This window comes from Acinetobacter sp. 1125_18A, from assembly GCF_052824985.1.
Genome location: NZ_VTDG01000008.1, coordinates 120,415 through 143,909, shown reverse-complemented (window position 1 = coordinate 143,909; position 23,495 = coordinate 120,415). Strand labels below are relative to the sequence as shown.

Sequence of the window (23,495 nt, the reverse complement as noted above, 5' to 3'; positions counted from 1 at the left end):
ATTGAGATGGTAGAGCCCATCTCAAGTTAAATAAGGCAAAGTATCTTTTCGAATCTCACGAATACTGGGCTGCTTTGTATAGGTTGCAATTAACATTTTCCCAGAAGTTCTTAGATTTTTCTTCTGTTCTGAATCAACACGAATCAACACCAACTCTTCAGGGATACGTGGATTACTCCCTTCTCGACAAATTATGAAATTTTGATTCCGTTCAAGAATGGTATAGTTTGGAAATTCCTTTTGTAACTTTGCTTTGAATGACAAAGACTTATCTTCTTTTTTCCCACTATCGAGTTGGGTATAAATAATCAATACCAAACACGCAGCAAATACAATTCCAACAACTAAATATTTATCAATCATGTAATTTCACTCGAATATACTTCTGCTGTTTTTCATTATACTGATAAACATGGGTTTCATTTATAGGCACAATTTTAGCGATATCACCAACATAGATTTGTTGCGTACCAGAATAGTGAATTTCAATATCGTACAAACCATCATGCTCAGTGCTTAAAAAACGATAATCAGCTTGTGTATTGTAGATTTTATCACTTCCTGTCACTTCATTGTCATTCCCAATTTCTGCAACTTCCAATTTGACCATTGCAGGGTTTTCATCAAATGGGATGATATAGAGCGTGCTAGTTGAATAGCCTTGTCGACTATACGCTTGTTCTTCAACATAGCCTTTTATTCTCGGACCAATTTTTCGAATATTTTTAACTATATTTTCAGTCGGATAAGGCAAATAATTAAAATCTGCATTCATCCAACTATTTTCATCCTGACTCTGGCTCACTAACTCAAATTGACCTAAAGCATTTTTCTTAAATAGGTAGATTTTAGTAAATGTTGCGCATACACCACAAAAGTTTAGTAATTCATTATTTTTATCTATCGAAACTTCTGTTGTACTTATAAGATAGCGCAACTCATTTTGAGCATTTTGATAAGCACTCGCAGGACTAAATACAATCACAGCATCATCACGATCAAAGACATGGGTATATTCGGCATTTTTAATCCCGACATACTGTATATTGCTCTGATCTAATTGAGGGATTTTGACATATTGGATCTGTTTTTGATAAAAAGATTTCATCACAGTTTTAAAGTCCAAATCTTTTAAAGCAATCTTATTCTTATTCGTCACAGCGTCTACTGGTTGTGCGACAAGCTCAGTATGAATACCGCACATCAAAATACAGCTTAATAAAATTTTGTTGATCATCATAGGTAATATTGATTTATATCAGTATGTGGTTGCTATTCTAAATGATCTCTTTAACGGATCATCTTAAAATCAGTATAGTCTAAATCATGATTCAGGTTTTGTTGTTCAATACTAGTAACATCAGCACGTAAAGGCCCAACATAGCAATGACGAATCAAACTTAAAATCGCTTGTTCATCTCCGACCACAACAGCTTCAACCTCGCCTGTAGTTAGATTTTTCACATAGCCTTTTAAATTCAATTGTAAGGCTTCTTTTTCAAACCAACGACGATAGCCTACAGCTTGAACTTTACCACAAATTAACAATTTTACCGCTTTCATCACATACTCACTCCTGACAATGAATGATTGACCACATAATACACAGCATCACGCATTTGCTGGGCCTGTAAACCACGCATACCGTTTTTTGCGAGCCTATCACCTGCCAAAGCATGTAAGGTGACAATTTCATGTAAGTGAATATTTTCATCAAATTGTGCTTTTAAACTGGCAATCATTCCTGCAAGAACATCTCCCATCCCACCAGTGCCCATGCCTGCATTCCCCGCAGTACAGATCCATAGATGCTTTTCTAAAATCAAACTTCCAGAACCTTTAAGTACCCATTGTCCTGAATATTTTTGTTGAAGTTTTTGAATCGCAGCAATACGATCATTTTCAATCTCTGCCACTGAGCAATTTAATAATTTAGCAGCCTCACCTGGATGAGGCGTCAGGTAAGTTCGTTGATTGAGTTGAACAGCTTGTTCAGCTAAAAACCACAAAGCATCAGCATCTAAAACCACTTGCAGCTGTGGGGTTAAATGAATGGGTGAAAACCATTTTGAAAATTGTTGTTTCGCCCAAGCATCACGCCCTAAACCCATTCCAAAACTGACAGCATCCACATGGCTTAATAAATTTTGAATATCCACATCAGTTAAAGCGTTGATATCTCTCAGCATGATGTTAGGAGAGCGTGCCAGAATTGCAGTGTGATGTTTGGCATGACATACAATCGTGACTTTTCCAGCACCCGCACTAAATGCAGATTCAGCAGCTAACATGACTGCACCGCCCATCTCTGCATGCCCACCGACCACCAAAACATGCCCATAACTGCCTTTATGACCGAACGCTTGGCGTTGTGGTAATTGAATCTGGGTGGGTGACAACTGTGCGACCGCTTTTAATTGTGGGTCTATAGGAACAATTGAAATGAGCTCAATTTGACCCGCATATTCTCGACCTTGTCCTGTAAACAAGCCCGCTTTAAGACCTAAAACAGTCAATGTCTGATCTGCTTTTACCGCCAGAGGTAATGGTTGTCCTGTATTAGCATTTAAACCACTTGGAATATCAATGGCTACTTTTAAACCTGATTGAGCATTATAGTGTTGAATAATTGCTTGCAATGCATCATCCAAATTACGGTTTAAACCAATACCAAACAGTGCATCAATATGACAATCAAAGCGCTTTTCGATATTAAAATGTGGGTGGATTTTGATTTTATCTTTCTGTACTAACTCAATTGCCGCCTTTAACTGCTGAGAATGCCCTGCTTCAGTTGCAAATATTTCGACTTGATAACCGTATTGATGCAAATAATGGGCAACACAATAGCCATCACCTGCGTTATTTCCTGCACCGCACCACAGCGCAACAGTGGTAATTTGGGGAGAAGCTTGTTGAAACAAAATATTTAAGCGTTGCGCAATTGACCAAGCCACCTGTTGCATTAAACCAAAAACGCTATTTTGCTGAGCAAACCAACGCGCTTCCCATGCTTGTATTTCACGGCTGTGATAAACTTGCTGATGCATCATTCTGTCCTTTTCTTCTCACTATTTTATAGCGCATTGATTCATTATGTCGGCAACTTTAACTTCGCAATCCATTCCCTTGCAACAGCTTGATCTTCAAGAACTAAAATCTTGGATCAAACAACAGGCTGTGCAACTGGGCTTTGCTGATTGTGTCATTGCTCGTCCTGATGCTCAAGCTGAATTACCACGATTTAAAGAATATTTAAAACGCGGATACCATGGCGATATGAAGTTTTTAGAAGAAAATTTAGATAAAAGAGCGGATCCTACACTACTGGTTCCAGGCACAAAAAGTATCATCTGTGTACGAATGAATTATTTGGTGGAAACACCAAAACCGCGTTATGTACCAGATGAGCCCAATGCAGCAATTATTGCCCGTTATGCACGTGGACGTGACTATCATAAAATCATGCGTGGTCGGCTAAAAACCTTGGCAACCCTCATTAAAGAAAAAGTTGGTCCGTTTGAATCCCGTCCCTTTGCGGACTCAGCGCCGGTGTTTGAAAAATCACTGGCAGAAAGTGCGGGGATGGGATGGACCGGTAAACATACTTTATTGATTCATAAAAAATCGGGTTCTTTTTTTGTTTTAGGTGAATTATTTACTTCACTTGATTTGCCCTTTGATGAACCAGCAACGCATCATTGTGGTTCATGCTCAGCCTGTATCGATATTTGCCCAACTCAAGCGATTGTTGAGCCGTATATGCTGGATGCGCGCAGATGTATCGCCTATTTAACCATCGAATATAAGGGAGTTATTCCTGAAGATTTAAGACGTGGTATTGGTAACCGTGTTTTTGGCTGTGATGACTGTCAACTGATTTGTCCTTGGAACAGTTTTGCCAAAAAAGCTTCGATTGAAGACTTTAACCCGCGTCATGGCTTAGACCATATTAACTTATTGGATTTATGGCAATGGGATGAACAAACCTTCCTCAATTGTACTGAAGGTAGTCCCATCCGACGTACAGGCTTTCAAAGCTTTATGCGCAATATTGCAATTGGCTTAGGTAATGCACCGTATTCAGCCCAAATTATTGCAGCATTGACCCAAAATAGAGCCTTACATGATGAAGTTGTGCAAGTCCATATTGATTGGGCAATTACAGAGCAAAACGCTAAACAACACCAAATTTAAGCTCATTTATGCTCTTAAAGTGTGCCGAGTGATAATTTTCAGATCGTTGCAAAGTTCGTAATTTTTGAATATTTTAATGACCAATACACTGAAATTAATAAAAATTAAAGTTAAAATTTTGTGAGTAAATCACAAGGAATGTGGTTAACTTTGCAACTATATTTATAATTTTAGTTTTCTATACTCTTGATCTTTTTAATCGTAAGATACCATCGTATTTGGACTTTTTTGCCCTATGGAATTGGCATGAATTATGTATTATATACAGGGATAGATAATGATTATCATGGATTTAATTAATGACAGTACGTAATGACTGGGCTCGTGAAGAAATTCAAGCTTTATATGAACAGCCTTTTTTAGACTTAGTTTTCAAAGCACAGCAAACTCATCGTGAACACTTTGATGCCAATACCATTCAAGTCAGTACTTTACTTTCAATTAAAACTGGTAAGTGTCCTGAAGATTGCAAATATTGTTCGCAATCTGCACGCTATGATTCAAAATTAGAAGCTGAAAAACGTATTGCAGTTGATAAAGTGATCAGTGAAGCAAAAGAAGCCATTGAATCAGGTTCTTCACGTTTTTGTATGGGTGCAGCATGGCGAAACCCACATGAGCGTGATATGCCTTATGTCCTCGAAATGGTGCGCGAAGTTAAAGCATTAGGTTTAGAAACCTGTATGACACTGGGTATGCTCAACCAATCACAAGCTGAACGTTTACATGCAGCAGGCCTAGATTATTACAATCATAACTTAGATACATCGCGTGAATACTATTCACATATCATCAGCACCCGTACTTTTGATGATCGCTTAGACACCTTGGATCATGTCCGTAATGCGGGGATGAAAGTCTGTAGTGGCGGTATTGTTGGATTAGGTGAAAATCGTAATGATCGTATTGGTTTATTACATGAATTAGCAACCCTGCCTGTTCATCCTGAATCTGTACCTATCAATATGCTTGTTCCAATTGAAGGCACGCCCCTTGCAGATGTTGAAAAACTTGATGTCACAGAATGGATTCGTACGATTGCGGTTGCGCGTATTATCATGCCACACAGCTATATCCGCCTCTCTGCTGGCCGTGAATCGCTCACTGACTCAGATCAAGCTTTAGCCTTTATGGCAGGTGCAAACTCGCTATTTAGTGGTGAAAAATTATTAACCACACCAAATGCTGGTGAAGGCAAAGACAAACAATTGTTTAATAAGCTAGGTCTAAAAGCAGAAAAAGCCAAGCCAACCGTGGCTGAGCTTTCTGTCGATGCGATGGCGAGTTAATTCAGCGTTTTTTCTAACACCGCTTAAGATCAAGTGGTGTTAGCATTTCCCAGCTAATTCTTTTTATTATCATTGCTATGATGGCTTTATCTACAACATACTTAGTCTTATTAAATAATCATTACACTGTTCTTTTTCTGCATTTGGTCTACGATATCATCTGTGGCAAAGCCAAGTCGCCAATACAGCAATTGCAGTACATCTAATTCATCTTGGGTAATAATTCGATCATTCCACAAACAAATTTCAGCCACACCCAAAATACTCAGGCGATCACGTAATAATAACCCTGCGATATCATTTAAGATTTCACCCAAATCAATAGGTTCATCTGAGATTTCTTCAAACAGTTCTAACTCATCCTTAGACAAAACCCGTTCTAAAATCTCATAGCGCACATCAAGCTGATTGGCACTGTTAATTTGCTGTACATGCAGCAAGGCATCAATCAAGCGCACAATTTGTGGCTTCACCGTTTCCAAGGATGACGGTGTATGCATCGGCAACAAATGCAATTCAGCTTTTACACGCTCAATCAGCAATGCATCCAACAAACCAATCTCACCATCTTCTTGAATAATTTTCGCAAGCTTGGTGACAAATTGACGTGCACTGGTCGCAGGCATATTACCAAGGTTTTCACAGGCATCATGGAAAATTTGAATATGTACCCGACCATCTAAATTTAAAAGTGAGTCAATAATGGCACGACTTACCTCCGCATCAGACGGAATAAACTCGCGATACTGTCGAATCATTAAGATGGCGACCATTACCTCACGAGAACCCGTTGCCGTTTGCATAGCACGCTGAATCAAGTCTGAACGCTCAATTTGACGGCGTACTTCTGGATTTAAAGGTTTAATTGCATCGTTTAAGGCAAAACTAATTGGGGATAAGCGTAATAAAGGTAAAGGCTGTGGAGATACCCACGGGTTATAAACGTCCCCTGTTGATTCTTCCAAAGGGCGTAACAAACTAAATAAAGGCTGACTACGTAATTTTTTTAAATTTTCCAGCTGTAGATCCTGTAACAGTGTCGGATTTAACTCATAAATACGGTCTTCAATACTTGGATGGATATTTAACCAACTTTGCGGACTTAAGGAATTGGCAAAACACATATGAGCAATGGCTTCAGAAAACTCACTATGAATTTGAGAACCTGCATGATGGACATAGATACGCAATAAGGTTTGTACATTGGCATTATTGAGCAATAATTTTTTAGTTTTATAATCGTTATAAAAAGTACGGCCACCCAAAGTGAAATATTTAATCAAACGATTAATTAAAATCCCCATACTGCCGAGTAGCCAAATCACCCCACCCACTGCGACAAAACTGGTTTCAAATTTATGCTGATTTCCCTTGGCGTTATAACGATTAAAGCCCTGCTTTGCGATTTTGCTTCCCAACTGACTAAAGGTAATTAAACCACTATATAAAATTTTAAGTCGGGTATTTTCTCGTGCTTCACCGGATAGAATTTGATTAAACTCATGCCCTAATAAACCATAAAGTTCTAATTCATCCAGATTCTGTAATGCGCCCCAGGTCAAGATAATCACCGTATCTCTTGGATGAAACCCAGCAGTTAAAGCATTAACCCCAACTTCATCTGGCAATACATATAATGTAGGAGCATCAATCTCAAAAGTCTCTGCAAATTTATCTGCGAGTTTTAAGGCCACACTTTCTTCCGGAGTGCTTTCAATTTGACTTAAACGACGGGCTTTTAATTGCTTTGCAAGTGAGTGACCACCTGTACGGAACACATAAAATTCATATGCAATTGACCAACCAATGATGACGATGATCAAACCGACACAGTAAGGGCTGAGGATATTCCACCAGATCTCTTGATCTGGATCCACATAGTGAACCAGCAATCCTAAAACAGTATTTAGAATAAAAATGGTCAAAATGACCGCCAGTAAGCAAATACTTGCAGACCACAACATATTCTTGTTTTTTATCAAATAATGACTGACATCTTTCAATGTAAAATTCCTCATTACATTGCAAAATACTATAAATGAAAAAAGCGGGAACTTCCCGCTTTTTCTCAATGTAAATCAAAGTTGCTTACATTTCTTCTTTGATACCGCTTAAATCCACAGATGCTGCATCGATATTGACATCAATATAACCATCTTTTTCTTTTTTCGCAGTATCACTACGACTTTGCTCAAGATCAGTTAAATATTGCTCATCAATATCGCCTGTAACATAAACACCGTCGAATACTGAACAATCAAAATCTTGAATGACAGGTACTTTACTGGTTCTTACTGCCGCTTTTAAATCATCCAAGTCTTGGAAGATTAAACGATCAGCACCAATAATGTCCTGAATTTCCTCAACACTACGATGTGAAGCAATCAACTCTGCTTTTGCTGGCATATCAATACCGTACACATTTGGATATTTCACCATTGGTGCAGCAGAAGCAAAATAGACTTTTTTCGCACCCGCATCACGTGCCATTTGAATGATTTCATTACAAGTGGTACCACGTACAATCGAATCATCAACCAACAAAACGTTCTTGCCTTTAAACTCAAGCTCTACAGGGTTGAGTTTTTGACGAACAGATTTGGTACGTTGTTGCTGACCCGGCATAATAAAGGTACGACCGATATAACGGTTTTTCATGAAACCTTCACGGAATTTCACGCCCAACATATTCGCCAATTCTAAAGCAGAAGTACGGCTCGTATCTGGAATTGGAATCACCACGTCGATGTCGTGCATATCCCCCCATTCACGAAGAATTTTCTTCGCAAGGGTTTCACCCATTTTCAAGCGTGCTTTATATACCGAAATACCATCGATGGTTGCATCAGGACGCGCAAAATAGACATATTCAAAAATACATGGGCGGTAACGCGAATTTGCCGCACACTGTTGTGAAAAGAACTCACCTTTTGAATTGATAAAGATCGCTTCACCAGGCTCAATATCACGTTCTACTTTAAAACCTAACGCGGTAATCGCAACAGATTCAGAAGCGATAATATATTCTGTTTCACCATTTTCAGTTAAACGTGAACCATAGATCAGTGGACGAATACCATTGGGATCACGAAAACCTACGATACCATGCCCTGTGATCATTGCAACGACACCATAAGCACCTTTACAACGCTCATGCACACGTTTAACTGTATGAAAAATATCTTCAGGCATTGGCGTTAATGATGCACATTTTTGCAATTCATGAGCAAAAACGTTTAGCAATACTTCTGAGTCTGAGTCCGTATTCATATGACGTAAGTCAGTTTTGAATAAGTCATCGTGAATATCAGCCGCATTGGTTAAGTTACCATTATGCGCCAATGTAATCCCATAAGGTGAGTTTACATAGAAAGGCTGCGCTTCTGCACTACTTGAAGAACCAGCAGTTGGATAACGCACGTGACCAATACCATAGTTACCGAGTAATGCGCGCATGTGGCGAGTATGAAATACATCACGTACCATACCATTATCTTTTCTTAGAAAAAGACGTCCATTATGACAAGTCACAATCCCAGCCGCATCTTGCCCACGATGTTGTAACATCGTCAACGCATCAAATAACATTTGGTTTACAGGTGCTTTACCTGCTATACCAACGACTCCACACATAACTACCTCGCAGACCAGCTAGGACTAATAAAACGGATTCTTTGTCGAATGTGCTGATTTTTCATCGCTTTGAGTATCCGATGATCGATCAGCCTTAGTTACAGAAGTATCATCGGAACGATCTTCTGAATGTATATGATGTAATGCTTCATTTGCAGCATCTTTAGAGATTTCAGATGCCAAAGGTGCAAATGGTAACAGCGTCTGAATGAATTTGGATTGTTTCCACGTTGGAGAACTTTCAACCCACGGTCCCAAACCTTGCATAGTAATGAGGACGATGAACAAACCTTTCAAGGTCCCTAAAGCACTTCCAGCTAAACGATTTAACGGCCCGAGTTTTAAAGTTTTTAAAATCTGATTGAGTAAGGCGGTGACAATCCATGTTAAAACAATAATAACCAAGACAATAAAAGCAAATGCAGCAATTTTCTGCACCACAGGATCCTGACTGAGTGCAGACATTGAAGGTGCGATGATATTGGCATATTTAGCACCGACAATCAGTGCAAAAATCCATCCTATCAAGTTCGCAAAGGCTTTCACGAATCCTTGTCGCAAACCGTTTAGCCCTCCAATGAGCAATAGAATCAGAATAATAATGTCTAAGGTATTCATATTTTAAATCATAGCGTCAACACAGTCTTTAATGAGTGTAGGACCTGTATAGATCATACCACTATAAATTTGGACTAAGCTTGCACCAGCTTGTTGTTTTGCAACAGCTTGTTCACCAGATAAAATGCCACCAACACCTATTAAAGGAATTTTACCTTGTAAAATTTTTGAAAAAGCCGCCAAACATGCCGTGCTCTTTTCAAATACGGGCGCACCTGACAAACCACCCGCTTCATCACCAAATGGTAAACCTTCAACACCCTCACGGGATAATGTTGTATTGGTCACAATCAATCCATCAATTTTAAACTGCAACAATTGTGATGCAATAAATTCGATATCTGAAGCTTCTAGATCTGGTGCAACTTTCAACACTAAAGGAACATAGTGCTGCAATTCTTCTGCCAACTCTAACTGACGTTTTTTGAGTGTTTCCAAAAGTTCAGTGAGCGCATGGCCACTTTGTAAAGAACGTAAATTCGTGGTGTTTGGTGATGAGATATTAACAGTAATATAAGATGCGTAGTTATAAACTTTTTCAAGACAAACTAAATAATCGGAAACTGCATCTTCAACTGGTGTTGTGGCATTTTTACCAATATTGATACCAAGAATGCCTTTAAATTTTGCGGCTTTAACATTCTCAACCAATTGATCCACACCATCATTATTAAACCCCATACGGTTAATAATTGCTTTGGCTTGAGGAATACGAAAAAGACGTGGCTTGGGATTGCCCTCTTGTGGCTTAGGCGTAATGGTTCCAATTTCAATAAAACCAAATCCTAAACCCGCTAAGGCATCGATATAAGCGCCATTTTTATCCAGTCCCGCTGCTAAACCAACTGGATTTGGAAACTCAATTCCCATGCAAGTGACTGGTTTGGCAGCAACAGTTTGACGAATCGCCCCCATTTTATGGGCAGATTTAAGCATGGATAATGTGAGTTCATGTGCACGCTCTGGTGCTAAAGAAAACAACAAAGGGCGAGCAAGTGAATACATCATAGCTACAAAAGTCTACTGCTTTTTAAGTTGCCATATTATAGGCACAGTATGTTGAAAAGGCTATGCTTGAACTGTGTTTATTTTCACTACTACTGTACCGTCGCTGTTAATTTAATCTGCCCACCTTCTTTGGCTAACTCCATCTTTTCCAAACTCACACCCATTTGGGCAATTTGGGTTAAAAAGTTAGCTAAAACGGCATAGTTTTGATGTTGTGCAATAATCTGAAATTGCTCACCCACTTGCTGCGAGGCAACCGAAAGCCCTTGTTGTTGTGCCACACGCTGAATTTTATCTGCAGTGGTTAAGGCCAAATCATCTGCGGGCTTCATGGTCACTACATTACTCTGCATCCACACCACAAGATCTTTCATCTGATTTAAACGTGCTTGCTGTTTTTCGGCAGCTTTATGGGTGTACCACAACGCCGCACCCACAATTGCCACAATGACAAAAATCGTGGTGAAAACAACCATGACACGTTCACGTGGAGATATTTTTTCTAAATTCTCTGCGATTTTCTCAGACCATACATCCAGTCGATTTTGCACATTTTCCATTGTTTTCATTATTGTATCTTCACCAAACCAACGACAGATGCACCTTGCGTCTGAACATTGCCTAATTCTGCTTTAAAGCCTTGTTGATTCAGTTGCGTCACCAAGGTTTGTAAGCCTTCAGCATTTTTCGCCACCAGATCCATATTTAACACTGCTGTATCATAATTTACACGACTGGCAATAATCTGATGCTGCATTAAAATTGGCCCAACACGACTGAGTAATTGTAAAGCTTGGGTATTTGCACTCTGACTTAAAGCCAATTTATTTTTAAACTGACGTTCTACAGACTCTTCTGTAATCCGTTGCTCATTTGGAAACCATTTTTTGTACTGATCAACTGCAATCAAAGCAGTTTGATCCGCAACTTTCTTCAGCTTAATCCAACGCAAAGCATCGTAACTCAATTGCGCAATGATCAAAACAACCACCAAAACTGCACAGGCTTGCCAATAACGGGAAACACCTTGATTGGCTTGCTTGGCTTTTGGCAATACATTATAAGGATGTAGTTTCGGTTTTTTGATTTCACTAAATTGATAATCAAAAGGCTCACGCTGATCCGCTGCTGCAATGGCAAATAAACTGACCGCTTGCTCATCTGTCAATCCGCTATATAAATAGCTTTTCTCTCGATCAGCGAAATCCAAATATACATTCAGATCATCAATCGAATTACCCAGAAACTCACTTTCTCGAACCAATAATTGCCCGTTGACATTGGCCAAAATCGTCTGTCCGACTTCTGGTACAGGCAGCATCAAAAAGTCAGGTAATAAAGAGACAATTTTTAACGGAATCAATGACAAGGAATGCTGCATTGTGGTAACAGCATATTGATGAATCCCCAATATTGAAACCTGATCAGGTTGTTGAAAGTGTGAAAACACTTTCATCTGATCAATCGGCAAAATCACATATTCTTCTAATAAATATTTGACACCATCTACACCCAATTGTTTATATTGAGTTTTACTGAATTTCTGTTGAAGAATTTGCACTTCACGACTTGGGAAGAAGGCCACAGCTTCTTCACCTTGGTAAAGTTTAATATCTTGTATTAATTGTTCTAGGCTCGAAGATTTAGTCCAATCACTTCCTCGAGACCACTGCCAAACCCCATTGGCTTCAGGCATCCATAAGTACAACATTTATCGTTTTCTGCCGTTAAGTTCTTTTAACAATGCTTTTATACAGTTGGAATAAAGGCTTTATCTTGTGTAGATAGACCATTTGCAATCACAGTTTGCTCATAAATACGAGCCTCTGCCAAGGCAAAAGGATTAAAATGCTCATGTGTCAGTTGTTCTGCAATATGTGCCACAACATTCATATGACATACCACCACAATACGTTCAAATGGCAATTGTGACAACCATTCGATTGCTAATTTTGCATCATCATCTGGCTTTATTTTGTCACAGACCAATACAGATACATTCGGGAAGTAAGTCTGTATGTGCGCCAATGTTTCTTGTGCTCTCAATAAAGTGCTGACAACAAATACATCCGGCTGCACGATTTCTTTTAAAAAATTAGCCGTTTGTTCTGCTTGTAAATGCCCACGTTGTGTTAAAGGCCGTTTACTGTCCACCCCATTGACGGGTGGAGCTGCTTCACCATGACGTACCAAAGTCAGTTGCATAAGATTTCCTTTTTAATACTGCACTGATTATAACGAGGCTTTGTTACAAATCCATCTCTAAAGTTTTGAATATTGTCCCAGCAAATGCTCAATCAGACTTCGTTATGTGGAAGCACAAACTCTACATCACTACGATGCCCATTCTTCATCAAAGAAACGGCAATATTCAGTGGTGGCGCCCCTTCAAAAATAACTTCATACAATGCAGTGGTAATTGGCATATAGACATCCAACTCCTTTGCACGTGCATTGACTTGTACAATAGTGTTGATCCCTTCAGCAGTTTGCCCCAATTCAGAGGTTGCTTGTTCCAGTGTCTTTCCAGAACCTAAGGCAAAACCAACTTGATAATTTCGGCTCAACGGGCTGTTACAGGTTGCGAAAAGATCACCCACACCAGACAAACCTAAGAATGTTAAAGGATTTGCCCCCAACTTAACTGCAAAGCGACTCATTTCAGCCAAAGCACGGGTTAAAATCATACTCTTGGTATTTTCACCTACTTTATAAGCAGCAGCCATTCCCATTGCAACAGCATAAATATTTTTAAGTGCTCCACCCAGCTCAACACCATGTACATCGTCACTGCCAAACACTCGAAACAATGCACTATGTAGTGCTTGTTGTACGGCATAACGTACTAATTCACTATCACTGGCAATCACTGTACCTGCTGGTTGTCCTGCAACAATTTCTTTGGCTAAGTTAGGTCCTGAAAGAACACCATAAGGAACTTCAGGAAGCTCTTCACGAATGATGTCACTCATAAAGCTAAAGGTTTTTGCTTCGATGCCTTTGGTTAATGAAACAACGGCTTGTGCACTAATAAACGGTTTAATTTGACGTAAAACATCACGAAAAGAATGGCTTGGGATTGCCACCAAAATAATATCGCGATCACGCACTGCATCTTCTAAATTTGACTCAGCACGTAAACCCGTCTCCAATTGAAAATCAGGTAAATAGCGTTTATTGACATGAGTCGCATTAATTTCAGCTGCGATACTTTCATCGCGAATCCAAATCATGGTGTCACAACCATTACGTACTGCTGTATTTGCCATTGCTGTACCGAAACTACCACCACCCAGTACAGTCACACGCAACGCTGTTTTCTGACCCAATACAATAGGTTCAACTAAATCTTTAAATTGTAAATCCGACATTTATTGTTATCCTAAAATGCTTGTCCTAATAACCCAATGATTTTTCAATCTGAAAATATCAATAACTTTTTGACTCAAGCTTGCCAAAAATGAACATATTGTGTTGTTTCAATCTCTGCACGCGGGGCAATCGCTTTTGCCGCCGTGCCGACATAAATAATGCCTGAAATTAAATCTCGTTCAGCTAAACCCAGTGCTGATTTTAATAATTTAGATTCAACAACCGCCCCACTCCGCCACATGGTTGCGAAACCTTGTGCCTGCATCGACAATAAAAAGTTTTCAATTGCAGCCCCTGAACTCAGCGTTTGTTCAAAAAAAGGCACTTTAGGATGATCCTGAAATTTAGTCACGGCAAGCACCAAAATAGGCGCTCTAAAAGGATGAAGTTTTACCCGTTCAACTTGGGCTGGATCTAATTCACCTAAGTCAGCAATAGATTGTGCCAGTAATGCACCAAATGCTTCACGTTGCTCAACATCCACGACAATAAATTGTGTGGGTTTTAAACGATGATGATCGGGTGCTGTTAAAGCGGCTTTAAATGCAATATTCAGTTGTGCGTGTGAAGGTGCAGGTTCAACCAAATGACCAATCGATTGACGTTGATGAATATTGTCATGTACTGCTTTGAAGTTTAAATCTGACATTGACCTATCTATTATCTGGTTAATTTCACTTGTTTCAAGATTAGCATAATCTAAAATCATTAAGCTATCTCCGACAAAATTTACTTGGCATCTGTCAATATTACATACAACTTATTGTTAGGTTATCAATGAGCATGATTGCTCACAAAAAATGGCTTCGATACCCTTTGGCTTCGAAAATAAAGCCAAATCATCAATAAACTTTAAAAAAAAACTGCAAAATTTATACATGTTTCTCAATATTTAGCCCACATTCTATGCTCAAATTATAACTAATTTAAAAGCAGTATCTTTTTAATTTTTAGTACAGGAATTTGAGAATCAATATGAATAAATTAACAACGATCACTTTACTTGCTAGTTCAGCGTTACTCTTCACTGCGTGTGCATCAAATCCAACACAAACTTTAGCGATTCAAAAAGCAGATAACCAGTATGAAGTCACTGGCTTAGGTAAAGACCAAATTACCGCAAAAAATAATGCCATTACTGCAGCAAACAAAACTTGCGGAAAAAAAGGTGCACCAGTCTTAGTGGATGAAAAAACTGAATATCATGGCAGTTTAAAAGGTGTGGTCGATGAACAGACTGGAAAAATGATCACTGCAGCAGCCGGTGTATTAGGTTCAGTAATGGGCAAAAACTACGGTATTGAAAAAGATACGGACTATCAAACAACACTGACCTTTAGCTGTAAAGCAAGTTAATCCGTTTAGCCTTCTAAACTAAAAATAATCATTAAAAAACCCACTTTAAATAAGTGGGTTTTTTAAAAACAATTTGATAAAGAAACAAAAAAACTTAGCAATAACCATCTAATCGCGTCAAAGGCAATTTTTGCCCAATCGCTTTCTCAATAGTCGGTAAATTAAATGCATCATCTTCAGACAAGAAACTAATACTTACACCCTGTGTACCTGCACGACCTGTACGACCAATACGATGTACATAATCATCTGACTGTTCAGGTAAAGTGAAATTCACCACATGAGATACGCCATCAACATGAATACCACGACCTGCAACATCTGTTGCAATCATAATATTATGTTGACCATTTTTAAATTGATCCAACATTTTCAAACGTTTATCTTGCGCTATTTCACCTGATAGCATCACCACTTTATAACCATCTGCTTTTAAATGATCATAAAGTTTACGCACTTGATCACGGCGATTGGCAAAGATCATCACTTTTTCAATGGGTTCATCTGCCAAAATTTCGCGCAATAAGCGATATTTATCTTTCTTTTCGACCACATATACACGCTGTTCAACATCAGCATTGGTTTTCTTTTCAGGCTCGATTTCTACTGTAACTGGCTCACATAACCATTGTTGGGCAAGATTGAGAACATCATAGCTAAATGTTGCCGAGAACATTAAGGTTTGACGTTGCTCTTTACGTGGCGAAAAACGCACAATCCGTTTAACTGATGGGATAAAGCCCATGTCTAATAAACGGTCAGCTTCATCAATCACTAAAAATTCAATTTGATCTAACCAAACTTCTTTTTGTTCTGTGAAATCAATTAAACGACCAGGGGTTGCCACTAAAATATCAACAAAACCTTGATCCAGTTGTTTTCTTTGCTTATCAAAATCTACGCCGCCAACCAAAGTCACGACATTTAAATTGGTATATTTGACCAAATCTTTTGCATCATTTTCAATTTGAATTGCAAGTTCACGTGTTGGCGCAAGAATCAATGCACGTGGTTCACCACGGAAACGTTGTTCTTTAATTGGGTTTGTGAGCAAATCATTAATAATACTGACTAAAAATGCCGCTGTTTTACCTGTGCCGGTTTGAGCACGACCAATTGCATCATGACCTGCTAAAGTATATTTCAATACTTTTTGCTGAATTGGGGTCATTTCTTTAAACCCTAAAGCATCAATCGCTTGTTTAAGTTGCGGATGTAAATTAAGGGTTTCGAAACCTGATGACATAAATACGAGCTCTAACTGTAGACACTTTTAATTGCGCCCATTATAAACAAAAACGCCCCAATTTATAAGAAATTGGAGCGCCACTTAAATTTTAAAAATTTAAGATTAGTCTAAAGGCTGAACTTCTTCAGCTTGAAAACCTTTTTGACCTTGCACAACACTGAATTCAACGCGTTGACCGTCACGAAGTGAACGATGACCGTCACCTTGAATAGCACGGAAATGAACGAATACGTCATCACCGCCTGCGCGTTGGATAAAGCCGAAGCCTTTAGTGTCGTTGAACCATTTAACTACGCCTTGTTCACGAGCTGTCATAAGTTAATCCTCAGTTATTAAGAAAAAGGGACCACCCGGTGTTGCAAACAGCAGAGCAAACAAAGTTTTAAAATATTTTCTAATTTCAAAGCTTGTAATCATTCTGTAAAACTATTAACAAAATCCCGGTTACATCCATCTTGTAATAGGGTTTCAAAACAAGAATTGTTTCTGATAAATCCTAAATACGCAACGAGCTTAACATGGGTTTATGACAATTAATAGAATTTTTTTTGATAATTATTTTCGATATCAAGCGTGTTTTTTAAACAGCTTCACGATTATTTTTTATTTGTTGAAGAATCTTCCAATTTTTGTTGGGGTGTTTCAATAAACTTGGTAAAATATGCGTTCCATAACCCTGTTGTTACCTTGCCAAAAAATGAATGAACCTTTAGGTCAGACAGCAATTGAAATAAATTGTATGGGTAAACCCTGTCCAATGCCTCTATTAATGTTAAAGCGTGAATTAAAAAGAGCATTGCCTCATCAAATATTTCTTTTAATGTCCTCTGATCCGCACAGTGAAATTGATATTACGCGTTATTGCGAGATCAACAAGATTTCTTGCCAATTGACTAAACGATCAGAGCATGAATTTCATTACTTAATTGAATCTTAATTATTTTCAATTCAAATTATTTTTTGCAAATTTGCATATATTTTTACATTTCGATACCCAAATTTCCTTACTTATGTACAATATTCGAATTAAGATGAATGCATTAGCTATACAACGAAATTCCTATAAGGAGAACCCATGAGTGACAGCAGCAATCAGTTGATGCCCCTGTCCTTATCTGCACCAGGTGTTAACTTAGGTGCTTATATCAGCACCGTAAATCAGATTCCAATCTTGACAGCTGAACAAGAAAAAGAGTTAGCTGATCGCTATTTTTACGATCAAGATTTAGATGCTGCGAAAATGTTAGTGATGTCTCACTTACGTTTTGTGGTGCATATTGCGCGCAGTTATGCGGGCTATGGTTTGCCACAAGGTGATTTAATTCAAGAAGGTAATCTCGGTTTAATGAAAGCAGTTAAACGCTTTGACCCAAATATGGGCGTGCGTTTGGTGTCTTTTGCTGTGCACTGGATTAAGGCTGAAATTCATGAATATGTGATTCGCAATTGGCGTATTGTCAAAATTGCGACCACTAAAGCGCAACGTAAATTGTTTTTTAATTTACGTAGCCTAAAAAAATCAAGTAAAAAACTTACACTTGAAGAAGCACAATCAATTGCCAATGACTTAAATGTAACAGCAGAACAAGTCTTGGAAATGGAAGGTCGTTTAACTGCTTATGATGCTGCTTTTGAAGCTCAAGGTGATGACGATGACGAAGGTTCAACTCATGTTGCTCCAGCGCTTTATCTCGAAGATAACCGCTATGATCCTGCTCGTTTAGTCGAAGAAGAAGATTACGAAGAACAAAGTACTTCAGCTTTGCATAATGCTATGGAACAGTTAGATGATCGCTCACGCAACATCTTACAGCGCCGTTGGTTAGATGATGATAAATCGACCTTGCATGAACTGGCTGCAGAGTACAATGTCTCTGCTGAGCGTATTCGTCAGTTAGAAAAAAATGCCATGGACAAAATCAAAGTTGCCATGTCATCCAACTAAATCTTCAAAACTGTCTGCATACCAGACCAATATTTATATTTTCAATAAAAGGGCGACATGCCCTTTTATTTTGCCTGATATTTTTGTCAAATCTTTATTCTTAATAGATTTTGCCTTTAATCCCGCTTCAAAATTGTGTTAATGTTATGCGCAAATTTATGCAGATGACTGGCTTATGTGGATTGCAATTTCAGCACTGAATTTAGCGCTTGCAGTAATCTTAGGTGCATTTGGCACACATGGTTTAAAAGCTCATGCAACTGAAGCACAGTTGGCATGGTGGCAAACAGCAACCGATTATTTTTTCTACCACGCACTGGGCCTGTTGGCACTGTCAATTCTCAGTAAAGTCATCCCACAACTTCCAATCAAAGCCAGCTTCTTACTCATCCAAATCGGTATTTTATTTTTCTGCGGTTCGCTTTATGTCATGGCGCTGGGTTTACCACGAGGTTTAGGTGCAATTACACCCATTGGTGGAGCACTGATGATTGCAGGTTGGTTAGTCCTCGCATGGAATGCATTGAAATACGCTAAATAAAATTATTTTGAATTTAGATATCACAATTTGCGCAATCGAATGGAATGTATATGCAAATTTTCTTAAATGGTGAGCCTCAAGAGACCGCTTGCCAAAATCTTTTACAACTGGTTCAGGAACTTTCACTCGAAGGTAAACGCTTTGCCGTAGAAATGAATGAAATGATCATTTCCAAAAGTAAACTTGAACTTACCCCTATTGCTGAAAAAGACCGTATTGAAATCATTCACGCTGTCGGTGGCGGCTAATTTGGAGCTCTCCCATGCTAGATTTTCCTACTGAAAACTCCCCTCTTATTATCGGTTCTCGTACTTTTCAATCACGTCTTCTCGTGGGTACGGGTAAATACAAAGACATGCAAGAAACTGATTTAGCAATTCAAGCCAGTGGTGCTGAAATTGTGACAGTGGCGATTCGCCGAGTAAACATTGGGCAAAATCCAGATCAACCCAACTTACTGTCAATCCTTCCACCTGAAAAATACACCATCTTACCGAACACAGCGGGTTGTTTTGACGCCAATAGCGCAGTACGCACCTGTATGCTTGCACGTGAACTTTTAGATGGGCATAACTTGGTCAAATTGGAAGTATTAGGTGATGAGAAAACCCTATATCCAAATGTAACCGCGACACTTGATGCAGCTCGCACATTGATTGAAGATGGTTTTGAAGTGATGGTATATACATCGGATGACCCTATTGTGGCTCAAGAACTTGAAAGTATGGGGTGTGTTGCGATCATGCCTTTAGGTAGCTTAATTGGTTCTGGCCTAGGCATTTTAAATCCGCATACTATTTCAATTATTAAAGAAAATGCCAAAGTGCCAGTTTTGGTTGATGCTGGTGTAGGTACTGCAAGCGATGCCGCAATTGCAATGGAATTAGGTTGCGATGGCGTATTGATGAATACTGCGATTGCCGCTGCACATCATCCAATTTTAATGGCATCAGCAATGAAAAAAGCGGTTGAAGCTGGACGTGAAGCCTATTTGGCGGGTCGTATGCCACGTAAACGAATGGCAAATGCGAGTTCACCAGAAACAGGTTATTTCTTTAAATAAGCCATTTCAAATGCACCTACTTTAAGCTAAGTTTTCAATGCGATAAATGAAGACGATAAACTTTGCCTCGTGAAAATGTAATTGTTTATACAATAAAAAACCCTTAGCATATTTATAAGCTAAGGGTTTAATTTTTAAATTTAATCTATTAATTTAATAACAATGTTATTTAAATATATTGATCTTACTGGAAAAGTTATCACCTTTTTAAAATTTCTTGATTTATCAATTTCTTCTAATCAAAATCTATATAAATGCCTTTGGATCGAAAACACAATAAGCAATTGCATTTTTGATTCGACCTTAATGAAGAAAGTAGAGTTTCTAAAACGTACTTTTAGGGACTGTACCTTTTTGAATTTACATTTTATAAAAGGAGGTTTTAATGAATCATTATTTGATTCTTGCTCTTTCTTAAACGTAAAATTTGACACATCTGATCTATCCGATGTGAGGTTCAAAAACTGTGTATTTGAACAAGTTGATCTGAATGGTTTATTGCTTAACGAGCACAAAATAACCCTGCTATTTTCCAAACAAGGAACAATTACATCTATTGCAACAGGTAATAACAGATAAAATTCTATTTTTTATTCATTTTTACTTACCGAGCTATTCAATGCTAACAACACCATCACGATACTTAGTAACTGCAATTAGAAGAATTACAATAGCAATAACAGGCTGTTTTAAACAACCTGTTTTTAACTCAAAATGATGTCGATTATTCCTGAACAACTATACAAATTTACTGAAATTGATAACGCTGATAAACATCCACATCTTGTATTTTACGTAGTGCAGGATTCTGACTGTGCAATATTTGTTTAGCTTCAATGATAATATCATCTAAATCAAAGCCATTAATTGCTCTTCCAAGTAAAAAAGATACAGTATAGTCTGTCCAGCTTTTTCCATGTTGCGTGGCTTGTTTTGCGGCTTGTTCCATAATACTCCAAGTCTCACTTTCAGATAAATAACCACACCAATAACACCATTTAGCTAAAGAAACTGCGCGTCCGACATCCCAGGCATAAGCTGATTTGGTTTGCTCCACAAGAGAAATATCAATCCCTAGGCCTTTTGCTATACTTTTTTGAATTTTCGCTAAGTCTGAAGAAGGAAGCTGCACAAAGGGTTCAAATTCACTACTCCGCTGTAATTCGAGTAAATCACCCAATACTTCTTTTGCTTCCTTAGCATTGGATATCTCCCATTGCTGTTTCAATCCATAAATGTATTGATTTAAATCATCTTCCGGATAAATACCTAAAATTTTTTCACCTCTGTGATAAAAAAGAATTGCACCAAAGGTTAGTAATCTCTCTTGTTGCCTAGTCAAAGGCGTCCCTGAATTATGATGATTAAAGCCATCCAATTGTTTCTGTTTTCTTTTTTTCATCATGGTGTGCAAGAAAAGCATATAAATGATAAATACACCAGCAACCACACCTATGATCAAATAAATCTTTATGTTCATCTGTTCTCCTTTTTTATCGTGACACTCTATTTTGAGCATTTAGTCCATAACTTTGCTTTAATTCATATCAGTTCGGTTTTCATGAACCAAGTATTCTTATATGTGATTTAATTATCAATATAATAGATTAATAATAATTAATTCACAATTTACAATAAGATTTAATTGTTGTCACCAATTATTAAATGATTCATTTTAAAAGTTTTAACTTGCTTAAAAGATTCTTCAAAATCTCGTTATAGGTTAAAGTGATAAAAACTTGATCAGGATATATGATGATTAAAACAATATTTTCCACCCTTTTATTGGCAACATGTTCATCCATGTGTTTAGCAAACCCAGCCACCTCATCCTTACAAAAATTTGTACCAAATAATTGGGAAATTCTTGCTCAAGCAGAAGGTGATTTGAATCAAGATGGTAAAAAAGATATTGCCCTCATCATCCAACCTAAAAATAAAAATCAACACAATCGAAAGCTTTTAGTGCTTTTTCAAAAAGGCCAACAATTACAACTCAAACTAAGTCGACAAATTCCTAACTGGACCTATCGTTCAGAAGAACTCTGTATCGAAGATGCTCTAGATGACTCTACATTGACGATCGAAAATCAACGCTTAGATGTGTTATTCAATACCATGTCATCCTGTAGCAATACCTATGGCTTGATGTATACCTATGGGTTTAAACTAAAAAACAATCAATTCCACCTGATTGGATTTGATGCTTATGATTTAGATAAAATTAGTGGTAAACAAAAAGAAACCAGCCTTAACTTTCTAAGCAACAAAGCCAAAGTGACCACAACGCCAAATATCTTTGCAGAAGTTGAAACACCAGCCAAAATTGTTTGGAAAACACTGAGAACTACGACAAGCTCCACTTTGGAGAATATTCCTTGGAATAGTGAAGAATTTATTCATAACTTTAGCGTTCAATTTATTGGAGAAAAATAATGAAAAACAAAACTGAATTACTTTTATTTTGTGCATTAACAACATGCTCAACTTTGGGTTGGGCAGGCACCAATACCAAAGCTGACTATCAATCATTTATCCCTAAAAACTGGAAAGTGCTGAGTAAAGTACAAGGTGACTTAAATGGTGATCAACAAGCAGATCTTGTTTTGATTATTGAAAATACGGATCCAAAAAATATTGTGACAAATGAAAGCTTAGGTAATCCTCAGCTGAATTTAAACAATCGAAAGTTATTAATTTTATTTAAAGCCCCTCAGGGCTATCATCTTGTTGCAAGTAATTCCAAGCTTCCCACTGAAGGTGATCAAGAATCCCCTTGCCTTACCGATCCTCTAGGCGAAGGAGACCCACTCACCATCAAAAATGGATTAGTTAAAATTAATTTACATTATTGGCTCAGTTGCGGTTCATGGTCTGTCTATAACAACGCTTTTACTTTCCGTTATCAAAACCAGTCTTTTAAGCTGATTGGTTACGATACAGATTACTTCCATCGTGCATCTGGTGAAACCAGTGCGAAAAGTATCAATTTTCTAACAGGTAAAATTAAAAATACTACAGGTGGTAGTGCGTTTGAAAATCAGGATCAAGCTAAGCAAGTTTCTTGGTCCAAATTAAAGAACAGTTATTCACTTAAACTTGAGCAGATCAATTTTAAAGACTACGGCGAGTTTGAATAAAACACGTTTCGTATCTACCAACGATTCATAAATATGCCATATTCTTCTGAGAATAAAGGTGTCGAAGAGGACTCGATATTTGCC

At 38.0% G+C, this 23,495-nt stretch carries 26 protein-coding genes; 10 read left to right on the top strand and 16 right to left on the bottom strand.

The genetic code is table 11. The features are described 5' to 3' along the window. Nucleotides 1-21: 21 nt before the first annotated feature. From FY049_RS15100 to FY049_RS15085, 4 genes are read right to left on the bottom strand one after another with little or no spacing between them, the layout of a single operon-like run. The gene (locus tag FY049_RS15100) at nt 22-363 is read right to left on the bottom strand and encodes a hypothetical protein (protein WP_004719458.1); all 342 of its coding nucleotides are present in this window, start codon (nt 361-363) and stop codon (nt 22-24) included. Further along, the gene (locus tag FY049_RS15095) at nt 356-1,240 is read right to left on the bottom strand and encodes a hypothetical protein (RefSeq protein WP_262781906.1); all 885 of its coding nucleotides are present in this window, start codon (nt 1,238-1,240) and stop codon (nt 356-358) included. Before FY049_RS15095 ends, FY049_RS15100 begins: the two co-directional genes overlap by 8 nt. A 50-nt stretch (nt 1,241-1,290) precedes the next feature. Continuing rightward, entirely contained in the window at nt 1,291-1,563 is a 273-nt protein-coding gene (locus FY049_RS15090; RefSeq protein WP_446083953.1) for an acylphosphatase, read from the bottom strand. Then, a complete protein-coding gene (locus FY049_RS15085) occupies nt 1,563-3,050 on the bottom strand; it encodes an NAD(P)H-hydrate dehydratase (protein ID WP_446083952.1) in 1,488 nt (495 codons plus the stop codon). Before FY049_RS15085 ends, FY049_RS15090 begins: the two co-directional genes overlap by 1 nt. Nucleotides 3,051-3,096: 46 nt before the next feature. On the opposite strand from FY049_RS15085, the gene queG reads away from it, so the two are divergent. Continuing rightward, entirely contained in the window at nt 3,097-4,197 is a 1,101-nt protein-coding gene (queG, locus tag FY049_RS15080; protein WP_446083951.1) for a tRNA epoxyqueuosine(34) reductase QueG, read from the top strand. Nucleotides 4,198-4,496: 299 nt separating this feature from the next. Next, complete coding sequence (bioB, locus tag FY049_RS15075; protein ID WP_004719449.1) at nt 4,497-5,486, top strand: biotin synthase BioB; 990 nt, start codon at nt 4,497-4,499, stop codon at nt 5,484-5,486. Between the two features lie 110 nt (nt 5,487-5,596). Here bioB and FY049_RS15070 read toward each other — a convergent pair whose 3' ends face one another. The 9 genes from FY049_RS15070 to FY049_RS15030 all read right to left on the bottom strand — a co-directional run bounded on the left by FY049_RS15070 (nt 5,597) and on the right by FY049_RS15030 (nt 14,766). Beyond that, entirely contained in the window at nt 5,597-7,489 is a 1,893-nt protein-coding gene (locus FY049_RS15070; protein WP_004822360.1) for a M48 family metalloprotease, read from the bottom strand. An 85-nt stretch (nt 7,490-7,574) separates the two neighbouring features. Beyond that, complete coding sequence (gene purF / locus FY049_RS15065) at nt 7,575-9,119, bottom strand: amidophosphoribosyltransferase (RefSeq protein WP_056512722.1); 1,545 nt, start codon at nt 9,117-9,119, stop codon at nt 7,575-7,577. A gap of 24 nt (nt 9,120-9,143) precedes the next feature. After that, on the bottom strand, nt 9,144-9,737 hold the full coding sequence (locus tag FY049_RS15060) for a CvpA family protein (protein ID WP_004719444.1): 594 nt from the start codon (nt 9,735-9,737) through the stop codon (nt 9,144-9,146). 3 nt (nt 9,738-9,740) lie between these two features. Continuing rightward, nucleotides 9,741-10,745 (bottom strand): quinone-dependent dihydroorotate dehydrogenase, encoded by a 1,005-nt coding sequence (locus FY049_RS15055; RefSeq protein ID WP_446083950.1) that lies wholly within the window; start codon nt 10,743-10,745, stop codon nt 9,741-9,743. A gap of 89 nt (nt 10,746-10,834) precedes the next feature. Next, nucleotides 10,835-11,314: a type II secretion system protein GspM gene (gene gspM / locus FY049_RS15050; protein ID WP_224963769.1), complete on the bottom strand. Its 480-nt coding sequence runs from the start codon at nt 11,312-11,314 to the stop codon at nt 10,835-10,837. After that, complete coding sequence (gene gspL / locus FY049_RS15045; protein WP_224963770.1) at nt 11,314-12,456, bottom strand: type II secretion system protein GspL; 1,143 nt, start codon at nt 12,454-12,456, stop codon at nt 11,314-11,316. The genes gspM and gspL overlap by 1 nt, the downstream gene beginning before the upstream one ends. Before the next feature lie 38 nt (nt 12,457-12,494). Continuing rightward, nucleotides 12,495-12,950 (bottom strand): SixA phosphatase family protein, encoded by a 456-nt coding sequence (locus tag FY049_RS15040; RefSeq protein WP_056512714.1) that lies wholly within the window; start codon nt 12,948-12,950, stop codon nt 12,495-12,497. A gap of 92 nt (nt 12,951-13,042) precedes the next feature. Further along, a complete protein-coding gene (locus FY049_RS15035; protein WP_105713717.1) occupies nt 13,043-14,116 on the bottom strand; it encodes an NAD(P)H-dependent glycerol-3-phosphate dehydrogenase in 1,074 nt (357 codons plus the stop codon). A gap of 74 nt (nt 14,117-14,190) precedes the next feature. After that, entirely contained in the window at nt 14,191-14,766 is a 576-nt protein-coding gene (locus FY049_RS15030) for a nitroreductase family protein (protein WP_035371016.1), read from the bottom strand. Between the two features lie 326 nt (nt 14,767-15,092). Between FY049_RS15030 and FY049_RS15025 the strand changes: the two genes are divergently transcribed. After that, nucleotides 15,093-15,473: a hypothetical protein gene (locus FY049_RS15025; protein ID WP_056512707.1), complete on the top strand. Its 381-nt coding sequence runs from the start codon at nt 15,093-15,095 to the stop codon at nt 15,471-15,473. Nucleotides 15,474-15,567: 94 nt separating this feature from the next. On the opposite strand, the gene rhlB is transcribed toward FY049_RS15025, so the two are convergent. Together rhlB and FY049_RS15015 are read right to left on the bottom strand one after the other, a co-directional pair. Continuing rightward, the gene (gene rhlB, locus FY049_RS15020) at nt 15,568-16,719 is read right to left on the bottom strand and encodes an ATP-dependent RNA helicase RhlB (RefSeq protein WP_004719428.1); all 1,152 of its coding nucleotides are present in this window, start codon (nt 16,717-16,719) and stop codon (nt 15,568-15,570) included. Between the two features lie 105 nt (nt 16,720-16,824). Next, nucleotides 16,825-17,037, bottom strand: a complete 213-nt coding sequence (locus FY049_RS15015; protein WP_004822370.1) for a cold-shock protein — start codon at nt 17,035-17,037, stop codon at nt 16,825-16,827. 382 nt (nt 17,038-17,419) lie between these two features. Between FY049_RS15015 and FY049_RS15010 the strand changes: the two genes are divergently transcribed. The 5 genes from FY049_RS15010 to FY049_RS14990 all read left to right on the top strand — a co-directional run bounded on the left by FY049_RS15010 (nt 17,420) and on the right by FY049_RS14990 (nt 20,271). Continuing rightward, nucleotides 17,420-17,659, top strand: a complete 240-nt coding sequence (locus tag FY049_RS15010) for a sulfurtransferase TusA family protein (RefSeq protein ID WP_004822372.1) — start codon at nt 17,420-17,422, stop codon at nt 17,657-17,659. Nucleotides 17,660-17,797: 138 nt separating this feature from the next. Continuing rightward, nucleotides 17,798-18,667 carry an RNA polymerase sigma factor RpoH gene (gene rpoH / locus FY049_RS15005; protein ID WP_004719424.1) on the top strand — a complete coding sequence of 290 codons (870 nt, stop codon included), beginning with the start codon at nt 17,798-17,800 and terminating at the stop codon, nt 18,665-18,667. 175 nt (nt 18,668-18,842) lie between these two features. Further along, nucleotides 18,843-19,208: a DUF423 domain-containing protein gene (locus FY049_RS15000; RefSeq protein ID WP_446083949.1), complete on the top strand. Its 366-nt coding sequence runs from the start codon at nt 18,843-18,845 to the stop codon at nt 19,206-19,208. A gap of 50 nt (nt 19,209-19,258) precedes the next feature. Beyond that, nucleotides 19,259-19,456, top strand: a complete 198-nt coding sequence (gene thiS / locus FY049_RS14995; RefSeq protein ID WP_004719420.1) for a sulfur carrier protein ThiS — start codon at nt 19,259-19,261, stop codon at nt 19,454-19,456. A 14-nt stretch (nt 19,457-19,470) separates the two neighbouring features. Continuing rightward, nucleotides 19,471-20,271 carry a thiazole synthase gene (locus FY049_RS14990; protein ID WP_004719418.1) on the top strand — a complete coding sequence of 267 codons (801 nt, stop codon included), beginning with the start codon at nt 19,471-19,473 and terminating at the stop codon, nt 20,269-20,271. Between the two features lie 748 nt (nt 20,272-21,019). Here the strand turns inward: FY049_RS14990 and FY049_RS14985 are convergent. Beyond that, nucleotides 21,020-21,751, bottom strand: a complete 732-nt coding sequence (locus FY049_RS14985; protein ID WP_056512695.1) for a DUF1266 domain-containing protein — start codon at nt 21,749-21,751, stop codon at nt 21,020-21,022. Nucleotides 21,752-22,026: 275 nt separating this feature from the next. On the opposite strand from FY049_RS14985, the gene FY049_RS14980 reads away from it, so the two are divergent. Both FY049_RS14980 and FY049_RS14975 read left to right on the top strand, forming a co-directional pair. After that, the gene (locus tag FY049_RS14980) at nt 22,027-22,707 is read left to right on the top strand and encodes a hypothetical protein (RefSeq protein WP_262781903.1); all 681 of its coding nucleotides are present in this window, start codon (nt 22,027-22,029) and stop codon (nt 22,705-22,707) included. After that, nucleotides 22,707-23,411, top strand: coding sequence for a hypothetical protein (locus FY049_RS14975; protein WP_056512689.1), 705 nt, complete (start codon nt 22,707-22,709; stop codon nt 23,409-23,411). Before FY049_RS14980 ends, FY049_RS14975 begins: the two co-directional genes overlap by 1 nt. Nucleotides 23,412-23,495: the final 84 nt, after the last annotated feature.